The sequence below is a fragment of the Micromonospora sp. NPDC047074 genome (assembly GCF_040643815.1).
Taxonomy (GTDB): domain Bacteria; phylum Actinomycetota; class Actinomycetes; order Mycobacteriales; family Micromonosporaceae; genus Micromonospora.
On the sequence record NZ_JBEYVB010000001.1, the window covers coordinates 349,081 to 360,719 of the forward strand.

The window sequence follows — 11,639 nt, forward strand, 5'->3', positions numbered from 1 at the left end:
GGAGGGGTCAGCGCATGCGGCCGACGATGCCGGTGTCGTAGTCGCCGGAGAGGAACTCGTCGTTCTCCAGCAGCTCCGCGAAGAACGGGAGATTGCACTTGGGGCCGGCGATCTCGAAGGCCGCCACCGCCGCCCGGGCCCGCTCGACCGCCTGCGCCCGATCCTCGCCGCTCACGATGAGCTTGGCCATCAGGCTGTCGTAGAACGGGGTGACGGTGTTGCCCTCGACGTAGCCGGAGTCCACCCGGACGCCCTCGCCGGCCGGCTCCACCCACGTCCTGACCACGCCGGGGCCGGGGAGGAAGCGCTTCGGGTCCTCGGCGTTGACCCGCAGCTCGATGGCGTGCCCCCGCGGGGCGAGCGCGTCCGGGTCGAAGGTCGGTGCCAGGCCGGCAGCCACCCGCAGCTGCTCCTCGACCAGGTCGACGCCGTAGACCAGCTCGGTGACCGGGTGCTCCACCTGGAGCCGCGTGTTCATCTCCAGGAAGAAGAACTCTTCGGAGTCGGAGCCGTCACCCCTGGCGTCCCGCTGGCGCGGGACCAGCAGGCATTCGACCGTGCCCGCGTTGCGGTAGTCCACCGCCTCGCCGGCCCGCACGGCGGCGGCCAGGATGCGCTCGCGCAGCTCCGGGGAGACCGCAGGGGACGGCGACTCCTCGACCAGCTTCTGGTTGCGTCGCTGCACCGAGCACTCCCGCTCGCCGAGGGCCACCACCCGGCCGTCGGCGAGGCCGAGGATCTGCACCTCGACGTGGCGCACCCGGGGAAAGTAGCGCTCGATCAGCACCGAGCCGTCGCCGAACATCCGCTCGGCGAACGAGCGCACCTTGTCGTACTCGGTGCGCAGTGCGGCCTCGTCGGTCGCCACTCCCATGCCCATGCCGCCGCCACCGGCCGCGGCCTTCACCATCACCGGGTAGCCGATCTCCGCCGCCGCCGCGACCGCCGCGTCGAGGTCGGCCGCCGGGTCGGTGGTGCCGGGCGCCACCGGCACCCCGGCCGCCGCCATCAGGTTCCGGGCATTGATCTTGTCACCCATCGCGGTGATCGCGTCCGCGCCGGGCCCGATCCAGATCAGCCCGCTCGCCTCGACGGTACGGGCGAAGTCGGCGTTCTCCGACAGGAAGCCGTAACCGGGGTGGATGGCCTGCGCCCCGGTCGACTCGGCGGCGGCGAGAATGGCCTCGACGTTGCGGTAGCTCTGGGCCGGGTTGGCCGGTCCCACGCACACCGCCTCGTCGGCCTCCGTCACGAACGGCAGGCCGGCGTCGGCCTCCGAGTACACGGCGATCGCACGGATGCCGAGCCGCCTGGCGGTACGGATGATCCGGCGGGCGATCTCGCCCCGGTTGGCGACCAGCAGCGACTCGATCATGTTTCCTCCAGCGTCCGGGGTCAGGACGGGTGCCAGGGGGCCCGGAACCGTACCGACGAGCCGGCGGAACCGCCTCTCGCCGCCACGGTCCACCAGACGCGGTAGCGTCCGCCCGAAACGACACCCGGGCGGACGCTACCGGGCGCCACGGGTGGCAGCGGCCCGGGCCTGGCTGCCACGCCGGACCGGGGCCACGAACAGGCGGCCACGGATCGGGTCGCGGTCAGGCCCGGTCAGGTTCCAGGGGGGCCAGGAGGGCGGACAGGGTGGCGGCGCGCAGCAGCTCGGCCCGGCGGCGACGGTCCACCTCGCCGCCGAGGAACGGCGTCGAGTTCATCAGGCCGAACGCGGCATGGGCCAGCACCCGCGCCTCGCCGTCGGGCAGCCCCGGGTGCAGCGTGGTCAGCACGGTCACCCACTCCTCGACGTAGAGCCGCTGGAGCCGGCGGATCCGGTGCCGGGGCTCGTCGGGGAGACGATCCAGCTCGTGCAGGTGCAGGGCGATCACGGCCGGATTCGCCAGCGCGAAGTCGACGTGGAAGTCGATCAGCGACTCCAGCGCGCCGCGCGGGTCGTCGGGGCGGCCGGCGGACCGTTCCTGGCCTCCGGTGAGCAGTTCCTCGCTGACCGGGATCAGCGCGGCGACCAGCATGGCCTCCTTGCCGGCGAAGTGGTGGTAGAGCGCCGGCCCGGTGACCCCGGCGGCCGCGCCGATGTCGTCCATCGAGACACCGTGGTAGCCCCGGGCGGCGAAGAGGCCGACCGCGATCTCCAGAATCTCGTCCCTGCGGGACCGACGTCGACCCGACCCCGCGGCACCGTTGGCCCTGCCCCGGGCCCGCTGCTCGACCGTCACCGGGCAAGCCTAGACCGCGAGCGCCCGGCACGGAGCCTCGGTTATCGGTCGGTTGGCTCACGTGCGGCCGGGTTCCGCCCCGGACCGGGCCCGGGCGAGCAGGAATAAGGGCCTGCTCGCCCGACCGGCGGTCAGTCCTCGTCGTGCAGGTCGTACTCGGCCCGCAGGGCGGCCGCTTCCGCCGGTCGGTCGAGCCTGTCCAGCGCGTGGGCCAGCAGGTGGACGGTCTGCGGCACCGGTCGGGAGCCGGTGGGCAGCCCGCCGAGCACGACGCGCAGCAGTTGTTCCGCCTCGGCCGGCCGCCCCAGCCGCAGCAGCAGCTCGCCGGCGAGGATCTCCACCTGCGCGGCCTCGCCGAACGCCTCGATCGACCGGAGCCTCGCCGGCACCCCGGCCAGCCGGTCGTACGCCTCGGCCAGCCGGTCGCCGCTGGCCACCACCCGCGCACCGACCTCGGCCGCCAGGGCCAGCTCGTACGTCACCAGGGGTGGCTCGTCCGGCTGCCCGGCCAGCTTCGCCGCCAGGTCGTCGACCACGTCGACGGTGCGCCGGGCCGCCTCCCAGTCGCCGGACCAGAGCCACGCGTACGCCTCCCGGCGGCGGGCCCGAAGCTCGTCGAGCGGCATCTCGGCCTGCCGGTACGCGGTCGCCGCCGCCGAGAACCTGGCCGCCCCGGTCCCGTCCCGGTCGGCGTCGACGAGAAGCCCGCCGGCCTCCTCCAGGATCTGGGCGCGGTGCGGTAGATTGTCCGGACCGTCCAGGTTCGTGACGAGCTGCTCCAGCAGGGCGAGTGCCGGATCGACCTCGCCGAGCCGCTCGTAGACGCCGGCCAGCAGGTGCCGGCACTGGTCGGCCTCGGCCTGGGCGCCGAGCCGGTCCAGCCCGAGCACCGCCTCCTCGGCGACCTCGGCCGCGTCGGCCAGCCGGCCCGCGACCGCGTACGCGTTCGCCAGTTCCCACCGCAGGTGGGCATCCCCGGCGGCGCCGCGCTCCACGCAGAGCGTCACCGCCTCGACGTAGTCGTCCACCGCGTCGGCGGCCCGGTCGGCGGCCATCGACGCCCGGGCCCGGGTGACCCGGACCGGCAGCCGGGCGTCGGCCGGAGCCACCCGCAGCGCCTCGTCACAGGCGGCGACCGCCTCGGCCGGATCGTCAGCCGTCTGGGCGTACGCCAGGCAGGCGGCCGTGACGACGTCGCCGAGGCCGAGTTCCCGGCCGAGGTCGCGGGCCCGGGCCGCGGCGGCGTGGGCCTCCGCCTCCCGGTCGAGCTGCCTGAGCAGGTGGGCCCGGTGCAGCGCGATCCGGGCGGCCAGGTAGGGGTCGCCGCCCGCGTCGGCCGGCACCCGGTCGAGGGTCTCGACCGCCTCCGACCAGCGTTCCCGGTGCAGCAGCGCCAGCGCGACGCGGTCCAGCCCGGCGGCCCGCTGCCGGTCGTCGCCCCGCGCGTCCAGCACCTCGGCCGACGCCCGGACCAGTTCCAGCCCCTCGTCCGCGGTCTCGTCGGCCATCGCCAGCAGCACGCCGAGTCGACCGGCGACGATCTGCGCGCGGACCTCGTCACCCAGCTCCCGGTACGCCGCGAGCGCCGCCCGGTGGGCCGCGACCGTGGCCGCCACGTCGTCCTCGTCGCCCAACTCGGCGGCGCGCAGCTCCAACCGGTGCGCCACGGTCGACGCCGGGGGTTCCCCGGACCCGAACCGGTCGTCCCAGGCGGCCAGCGCGGCGCGGAACGCCTCGTGGTCGTGGCGGCGCAGCCGTTCTTCGGCGAAGTCGAGCAGTTCGTCGGCGTCGGCGTCGGTCGGCACCGGCACGGTGGCGGCCGTGGTGGTGGCCGGCACCGGGGCCTGGTCGGCCACGTCGGCCGGACCGGCGGTCGTGGCCGGAGCGGGTCGACGGCGCAGGCTGGCCGAGAGCGGCACGTGCTCACCGGTCGGCTCGACGGCGATCCGTCGGGCGATCCACTCCGACTGGTACGACGTGCCGTTGCGGGCGTCGAACCGGGCGGCCAGACCGGTGGCGGTCGCGGCCAGCTCGGCGGCCAGTGCCTGCGCACCGATCTCGCCGGCCGGCCGGTCACCGGCCGCCCGCCGGTAGACGGTCGACTCGCCGGCCTGGCGCAACGCGGCGGCACCGACCGCGGCGAAGTGCATGGCGGCGGCCGGTGACGGAGCCCGGTCGAGCCAGTCCAGATGCCGCTCGACGATCTCCACCGCGCGGGCGTCGTTGCCGGTCAGCGTGCAGAACTCGACGTGGTCCGCGATCTCCCACAGATCCGACAGGTTGCCCCGCTGCCGGCGGTAGGCCTCCCGATGGGCGTCGCGCGCCTCCTCCGTACGGCCGGTGCGCAGGTAGGGCACCAGCAACGCGGTGAGGATGTTCTGCGGCTGCTCGGTGCAGGTCAGCCGGCCGGCGAGGACGGGCTCGGCCAGCGCGACCACCTCGGCGTACCGGCCACTGTTGGCGAGGTACCGGGCAGTGGTCGTGGGGTCGCAGCCCGCGCAGTCGGAGAGTTCGTCGCGCGGGGTCGTCTGCCAGAGCCGGTACCAGTGCGCGGCCGTCTCGGCGTCGCCCAGGTGATCCGCCACGAGGAACCGGTGCTTGTGGACCGCCTGGAGGCTGTGGCCACCGGCGCGGTAGCGGCGTTCCATGTCGTCGAGCACCGCGTGCGTACGGTCCAGCGGCACCTCGGGGAACTTCAGCAGCCCGTTGACCATGTACTTGAAGTGCCAGAGCAACTGGTGGAGGTGGCGCTGGTGGTAGGGCTGCGGATCGCGGTCGAACTCGGCCAGGCACCAGGAGAAGGTGACGAAGGACTTCGCCGGCTCGCCGCCGTAGACGTACGCGGTGGTGCCCCGCATCCGGGTCAGGAAGGCTAGCTCCCGGTCGTCACCGGCGTCGACCCGCCGCAGCAGCTGCTCCAGGGCGGCGATCTGCCCCGCGCCGTACGGCATGTTGCTGACCTCGCGGAACACCCGCCACAGGTCCTCGTCTTCGGCGCTCACCACTCACTCCTGTCCCGGCACGGCCCGGCCGAGCAGGCCGAGGAAGGAACTGTTCAGCAACGCGGCGTCGGCCGCGCGGATCGGATGGTGCCCGAGCAGCAGCGCCTGCCCGTAGAGCGCCTCGACGGCCAGCCCGGCCAGTTCCGGGTCGGCCAGCGTGGTCACCCTGCGGACCAACGGGTTGCGGTGGTTGAGCACCAGCTGCGGCCGGTCCGGCGGGGCGGACGCCGCGAGCGCGTCGAGTACGCCGCCCCACAGCTCGTCGGCCCGGTCCCGGGTCGCCGCGAGCTGGTCGTTGAACGCCGCCGACCGGCTGACCAGGTAGAGCGCCGGCAGCGAGACCGGGTCGTACGCCCGCACCACCACCTCGCAGCCGAGCCGTTCCAGTGCCCGCTGGGCACCGGTGAGGAACGGCCGCAGGGCCAGCTCGACCTGGGGGTCGAGGCTGGCGAAGCGGGTGGTCAGGTCGCTGGGCTCCAGCCGTTCGATAAGCACGGACCGGTCCACCGTCGGCAGCCGCTCGATCAGCTCCGTGTCGTAGGTGAAGCCGCCGTTCACCACGGCCACGTCCTGTGCGGCGGCGACGGCGGCGAGCTGACGGAACTCGTCCAGGCTGGCCGCGTAGCGGACGAGCCCGTGCCGCTGCCGGAACTCGGCCAGGGTCAGGGTGCCGACGTTGGTCTCCATCGGCCACCACTGGTCGACCAGGCGGAGCATCTCGTCGTCGTGCAGGGCGAGCGCCTTGACCCCGAGGTGGTGCACCCGGAGGAACTCGGCGAGCCGCCGCGGGTCGTGCTTCGCGAGCCGCACCAGCCAGCCACGAACCTGGTCGCCGAGGGCCTCCCGGGTGGCGGCGAGCAGGGTGTCCTCGTAGAGCGACTCGCGGCTGGCCGTCGGCCGCAGCTCGCTGGCGTCCACCACGCAGTGGGCGAAGAACGCCCAGTCGGGCAGCAGCCCGTCGGCGTGCTCGGTGAGCAGCATCCGCTTGAGGTAGACCCGGTGGCCGGCCCGGGACGCCGGGTTCACCCCCGTCGGCAGGATGAAGGCGACCCCCATGAGGCCCGCCTCCGGCACCGACAGCGGCAGCACGTCGAAGGGGTCGAAGCCGAACGTCTCCCGGGCGTAGCGCACCAGGGCCGCCCGGTCGACCGGCGCCCCGGGGGTGGTCGGCCACGGCGGCGGGCCGGCCGTGGTGACCACGTCACCGACCCGGACGGTGACCGGCAACAACGAGCCGAAGAGCCGGGCCAGGTCGACCACGGTCGGGGTGCCGAACCACTGGTCGGCGTCCCGGCGCGGCACCAGCGTCACCGTGGTGCCGGGGGCGGACCGCCCGGCCCCGGGCGCGGCCAGCTCGACGGCGTACCGGCCGTCGGAGTGCCCGGTCCAGTGCACGGTCGGGTGGTCGCCGTGCCGGGTCACCACCCGGATCTCGTCGGCCACGAGGAAGCAGGAGAGCAGGCCGATGCCGAACTGGCCGAGGAACTCGTGCCGGGAGAAGCCCAGCTCGTCGCGCTTGGAGCTGCGACCGATGGTGGCCAGCAGCTCGTGCACCTGCGCCTCGGTGAGGCCGATACCCGTGTCGTGCACCCGCAGGGTGCCGTCGTCGGTCAGCTCCGGCGGCTCGATGCGTACCAACGCGGGCGCGTCGGGGTCGGCCGCCCGACGCGCGGTGATCGCGTCGGCGGCGTTCTGCAGCAGCTCGCGGACGTACACCCGCGGGCTGCCGTAGAGATGGTGACTGAGCAGGTCGACCACGCCACGGAGGTCGACCTGGAAGGTGTGGTCCACGCTGGTGCTCCCGGTCCGATGCCGGCGCCCACCGTACCGATCATCACCGACACGCGCTGGCCCTCACCGCTGTCGAGCCGCGAACGACTCGTCAGCCCGGGCGCGCCCGGGGCTCGTCAGTCGGCGACGACGAGCGCCTGGGGCGCGGCGGCCTTCATTCGCGTACGCAACCACTTGAGCTGGATTGCCGTCTCTCCCTCGCAGCGCCGCACGACGGCGAGCAGGTCCTCGTCGCGGGCGCCGTAGGCGGCCTGGCCGACGACGGTCCAGGCGACGTCGCACTCGGCGGCCATCAGATACAGGTCCTGCAGGTCACGGAGGAGGCCGATGCCGCCGGTGCGGGTGCCGGTGAACAGTTGCGAGTGCAGCCGGTCGGGTTCGGCGCTGGCGTCCTCGGAGTAGTGGGCGGCGAACGGGCGCAGTTGCTCGGCGTGCGCGTCGCAGCGCTGCGCCTGCTGGCGGCAGAGATGGCGGAGGTCCGGTTCCTCGGCGTGCGCGTCGGCGACCTGCCGGAACGCGGTGGCCAGGTTGACCTGCGCGCGGTGCAACAGGCCTAGGTAGTGGGCGAGGTGCACGGCTCACTCCTTCCCGCTGGTGGCCTGGGCGGCCGGGCCGCCCACGGTCGGCGGCACGAGGGCGTCCGCCGGTGGGGCGCTGCCGCCGACCGTGGGCGCCGGCGACGGTACGCCGCCGCTGTCGGCGAGTTTCGCCACCGCAACGGCGGCGACCTTGAAGATGGGCTGCTTGGAGACCGGGTCCCACGCGGTGACGGTCAGCTCGTTCGCCGCCCGGGGGCCGCGGTCGGCCGGGTCCTGGTCGAAGTGGCCGTAGTGGAACGGCACGAAGACGACTCCGGGGCGGATGCCGCTGATCCGGGCCCGGGCCGTGATTCCGCCGCGCGGGGACGAGATGCCGACCAGGTCGCCCTCGGCGATGCCGAGCCGGGCCGCGTCGTCCGGGTTGAGCTCCACCCACACGTCCGGTGCCGCCCGGTTCAGTTGCGGGGCGCGGCCGGTCTTGGTGCGGGTGTGGAACTGGTAGACGGTACGGCCGGTGGTCAGCACCATCGGATGCTCGTCGTCGGGCACCTCGGGTGAGGGTTGATAGTCGACGGTGTGCAGGAACGCCCGCCCGCGCGGCTCCTTGGCGCGGTACTCCGGCTCGGTGAACTCGGCGCCGGTGGCGAGGTCGTGGCCGTACGTCTCGCAGTAGTCCGGGTCGGTGTTGAAGTGCCCGTCGGTGTAGAGGCGCTCGATGCCGTCGGGGTGCTCCGGGGTGCAGGGCCACTGGATGCCGGAGCCGCCACGCAGCCTGGCGTAGGTGATGCCGGTGTAGTCGCACGGTCGCCCCCGCGAGTATTCCTTCCACGCCTCGAACACGTCCTCCGGCCCGGTCCACCGGATCAGCGGCTGCCCGTCGCGGTCGCGGAAGTCCATCCGGCGGGCGTAGTCGAGGAAGATGTCCAGGTCCGGGCGGGCCTCGCCGGGTGGGTCGACGGCCTTGTCGGAGATGTGCACGGTCCGGTCGACGCTGGTGAACGTGCCGGTCTTCTCGCCCCACGTCGCGCCGGGCAGCACCACGTCGGCCAGCTCGGCGGTCTCGGTCAGGAACAGGTCCTGCACCACCACGAAGAGGTCCGGCTTCGCCAGGATGCGCCGGATGCGCGACAGGTCGGGCAGGGACACGGCCGGGTTGGTGGCGGAGATCCACAGAAGTTTGATCGAGCCCTGCTCGGCGTACCTGAAGATCTGCATGGCGTGCGTCGGGGGCGCCCAGTGCGGGATGGTGTCGACCTCGACGTTCCAGAGCCGGGCCAGCTCTTCGATGTGCGCGGTGTTCTCCCAGTTGCGCAGGCCCGGCAGGTCACCGTCGGCTCCGGTCTCCCGGGTGTTCTGGGCGGTGGGCTGGCCGTTCATCTGGTAGATCCCGGCACCGGGCCGGCCGATCATGCCCCGGACGAGGTGCAGGTTGTTGACGCCGCAGGCGGCGGCCGTGGCCTGGTTGGACTGGTAGAAGCCCTGCAGCACGGTCGACAACAGCCGCTGTGAGGCGCCGAGCAGTTCGGCGGCGCGTTCCACGTCGGCGGCCGGTACGCCGCAGATGTCGGCGACCCGCCGGGGCGGGTAGCCGTCGACGATCCGGCACAGTTCCTCGAAGCCGAGCGTGTGCGCCTCGACGTAGTCGCGGTCGTACCAGCCGCGCCGGATGACCTCCCGGAGCAGGCCGTTCATCAGTGCCATGTTGGTGCCGCTGCGCACGGCGAGATGCACGTCGGCCTCCCGGGCGACCGGGGTGGCGCGCGGATCGACCGCCAGCATCGTCGGCGGATTGGGGCCGCGTCGGCGGTCCAGCATCCGCATCCAGAGCACCGTCTGGGTCTCCGCCACGTTGTGGCCCCACAGGGCGATCGCGTCGCAGTGGTCCACGTCGGTGTACGAGCCGGGCTGCCCGTCGGTGCCGAAACTCGCCTTCAGCGCGGCGGCGGCGGTGGCCGTGCAGAGCCGGGTGTTGCCGTCCATGTGCGGCGTGCCCAGCCCGGCCTTGCCGATCACCCCCAGCGCGTAGTACTCCTCCAGGAACAGCTGGCCGGTGGTGTAGAAGCCGAAGTGTCCCCACCCGCCCGGTCCGGCGAGGAGTTCCTTCGAGCGGGCCACGACCCGGCCCATCGCGGTGTCCCAGTCCGTCTCGACCAGCCGGCCGCCCTCGCGCACCAGCGGCCTGGTCAGCCGGTCGGGGCTGTGGTTGGCCTGCCACCCGTAGAGGTCCTTCGGGTCGAGCCGGCCCCGGTTGACCCGGTCCACCGCCCGACCCCGCACCCCGACGATCCGGCCGTCGGCGACTGCGATGTCCAGCGCGTCGCCGTTGGAGTGCAGCACCGACGCCGACTGCACCCACCGGTCGACGTCCGACTCGGTCAGGTCGCCGCCGAGGAAGCGGTCGACCCGCACCGGCCACTCCTGGCCCGGCCCGTACGGGGTCCGCTCACCCCACGGGTCGGCGATCCGGTCGACCATCACACGCTCCCTCCGATGACTGTTCCGGGTGCCGCCCAAGCCGGCATCGACCTGCCCGCATCCGTCGTATACCCAGTCAACGATCGAGAAGAGCACGACCGCACCGGCCGCGACGAGCAACCGGTGTCCAGATCCGCGCAGGCCGCCTTGACACGCAAGTGCCCACTTGCCTATAACTGGTCCACGTGGAGGCGGAACGGGACCTGTTCAAAGCCATCGGCGACGCGACGCGACGCGTCATCCTGGACGAGCTGACCGACAAGGACGGCCAGACGCTGTTCGAGATCTGCGGTCGCTTGACCATGAAGCACGGTCTGTCCTCCTCGCGCCAGGCCATCTCGCAGCACCTCGCGGTGCTCGAACAGGCCGGCCTGGTGCACACCCGGCGGCAGGGCCGGTTCAAGTTCCACCACATCGACACGGGCCCACTGCGCTCGATCGTCGACCGGTGGCCCGTCCAGGGAGAGGTGTCCAACCCGTGATTCGCATCAACATCACCAGCGTGTTCGTCGACGACCAGGCGAAGGCGCTCGCCTTCTACACGGAGAAGCTGGGGTTCATCAAGAAGACCGACGAGCCCGCCGGCGGGGCCCGTTGGCTCACGGTGGTCTCCCCCGCCGACCCGGACGGTGTCGAGCTGCTGCTGGAGCCGGAGGGGCACCCGGCGGCGGGCCCGTTCAAGAGCGCCCTGGTCGCCGACGGCATCCCGTTCACCCAGTTCGCCGTCGACGACGTGCCCGCCGAGGTCGAACGGCTCAAAGGGCTGGGCGTCGAGTTCACCCAGGACGCCACCGACCTGGGTCCGGTGGTCACAGCCGTCCTCGACGACACCTGCGGCAACCTCATCCAGATCATCGCCCTGAAGTAGCGCTTGACAGATGCAGGCACGGTCCTCCCAGCACGATCGCCGACTTCAAGGCAAAAGTGACAAGGAGAACCGCGCCTGCCCTGTACGCACCAATCACCACGACCGGCATACGCCTGCCGGGCACGAACTACCGGGACATCCCGCCACCTTGCCGGAGCCGCAACTAGCCGGCCACGTTGAGAACGAACTTCTCGTGGCCGCCACCGTTGGCGGCAAATTGGCAGTTGACTATCCCACCACCTGAATCGGTGGCGGCCGTCACCCCGGAGCCGACCATTCGCAGATATGCGTTCGGAAAGGCCGTCGCCGACTCGAAGGAGAAAGAACCGTCCGCCTGCGCACGGAGCTTGAACTTCTCGTAGGGCTCCGCGCCGAACTGGCAGTTCACCGTCCCACCGCCAGGCCCCGAGGGGACGGCCGGCAACCCGGCGCCGTCCATACGCAGATAGACGTTCGGAAAGGCCGCCGACTCAAAGGAGTAGGAGCCGTCCGCGTGTGCGTGAAGCCTGAACTTCTCCAGGGGCCCCGCGCCGAACTGGCAGTTGACCGTCCCGCCGCCGGACCCCGTGAAGGTCGTGACCCCGGTGCCGTCCATACGCAGATACACATTCGGAAAGAACGTCGACTGGATCGTGATCGGCGCGTTCCCGAGCGCCGGGAAATCCACCACTGACAACGGCATGAGTCCCTCTCCTTCTTTGGGGAAACTCACGATAACCGGGCCATCACGGAG

The 11,639-nt window shown here is 72.5% G+C and carries 9 protein-coding genes; 2 read left to right on the forward strand and 7 right to left on the reverse strand.

Annotation, left to right across the window (positions count from 1 at the left end):
- Positions 1 to 7: 7 nt before the first annotated feature.
- The 6 genes from ABZ809_RS01715 to ABZ809_RS01740 form a co-directional block, all read right to left on the reverse strand.
- Complete coding sequence (locus tag ABZ809_RS01715; protein WP_357560394.1) at positions 8 to 1,375, reverse strand: biotin carboxylase N-terminal domain-containing protein; 1,368 nt, start codon at positions 1,373 to 1,375, stop codon at positions 8 to 10.
- 223 nt (positions 1,376 to 1,598) lie between these two features.
- On the reverse strand, positions 1,599 to 2,231 hold the full coding sequence (locus ABZ809_RS01720) for a TetR/AcrR family transcriptional regulator (protein WP_357560395.1): 633 nt from the start codon (positions 2,229 to 2,231) through the stop codon (positions 1,599 to 1,601).
- A gap of 131 nt (positions 2,232 to 2,362) precedes the next feature.
- Positions 2,363 to 5,233 carry a hypothetical protein gene (locus ABZ809_RS01725; RefSeq protein WP_357560396.1) on the reverse strand — a complete coding sequence of 957 codons (2,871 nt, stop codon included), beginning with the start codon at positions 5,231 to 5,233 and terminating at the stop codon, positions 2,363 to 2,365.
- Positions 5,234 to 5,236: 3 nt separating this feature from the next.
- Positions 5,237 to 7,024 carry an HSP90 family protein gene (locus ABZ809_RS01730; RefSeq protein WP_357560397.1) on the reverse strand — a complete coding sequence of 596 codons (1,788 nt, stop codon included), beginning with the start codon at positions 7,022 to 7,024 and terminating at the stop codon, positions 5,237 to 5,239.
- A 116-nt stretch (positions 7,025 to 7,140) separates the two neighbouring features.
- Positions 7,141 to 7,599, reverse strand: coding sequence for a hypothetical protein (locus ABZ809_RS01735; RefSeq protein ID WP_357560398.1), 459 nt, complete (start codon positions 7,597 to 7,599; stop codon positions 7,141 to 7,143).
- Positions 7,600 to 7,602: 3 nt separating this feature from the next.
- Positions 7,603 to 10,038: a molybdopterin-dependent oxidoreductase gene (locus ABZ809_RS01740; RefSeq protein WP_357560399.1), complete on the reverse strand. Its 2,436-nt coding sequence runs from the start codon at positions 10,036 to 10,038 to the stop codon at positions 7,603 to 7,605.
- A gap of 185 nt (positions 10,039 to 10,223) precedes the next feature.
- Between ABZ809_RS01740 and ABZ809_RS01745 the strand changes: the two genes are divergently transcribed.
- Positions 10,224 to 10,520 carry a metalloregulator ArsR/SmtB family transcription factor gene (locus tag ABZ809_RS01745; protein WP_357560400.1) on the forward strand — a complete coding sequence of 99 codons (297 nt, stop codon included), beginning with the start codon at positions 10,224 to 10,226 and terminating at the stop codon, positions 10,518 to 10,520.
- Complete coding sequence (locus tag ABZ809_RS01750; RefSeq protein WP_357560808.1) at positions 10,520 to 10,906, forward strand: VOC family protein; 387 nt, start codon at positions 10,520 to 10,522, stop codon at positions 10,904 to 10,906. Before ABZ809_RS01745 ends, ABZ809_RS01750 begins: the two co-directional genes overlap by 1 nt.
- Positions 10,907 to 11,069: 163 nt before the next feature.
- On the opposite strand, the gene ABZ809_RS01755 is transcribed toward ABZ809_RS01750, so the two are convergent.
- Complete coding sequence (locus tag ABZ809_RS01755; RefSeq protein ID WP_357560401.1) at positions 11,070 to 11,588, reverse strand: hypothetical protein; 519 nt, start codon at positions 11,586 to 11,588, stop codon at positions 11,070 to 11,072.
- Positions 11,589 to 11,639: the final 51 nt, after the last annotated feature.

Coding starts and splice junctions, on each gene's coding strand:
- ABZ809_RS01740 (WP_357560399.1), bottom strand. CDS start 10,038: ATGGTCGACCGGATCGCCGACCCGTGGGGTGAGCGGACCCCGTACGGG.
- ABZ809_RS01755 (WP_357560401.1), bottom strand. CDS start 11,588: ATGCCGTTGTCAGTGGTGGATTTCCCGGCGCTCGGGAACGCGCCGATC.
- ABZ809_RS01715 (WP_357560394.1), bottom strand. CDS start 1,375: ATGATCGAGTCGCTGCTGGTCGCCAACCGGGGCGAGATCGCCCGCCGG.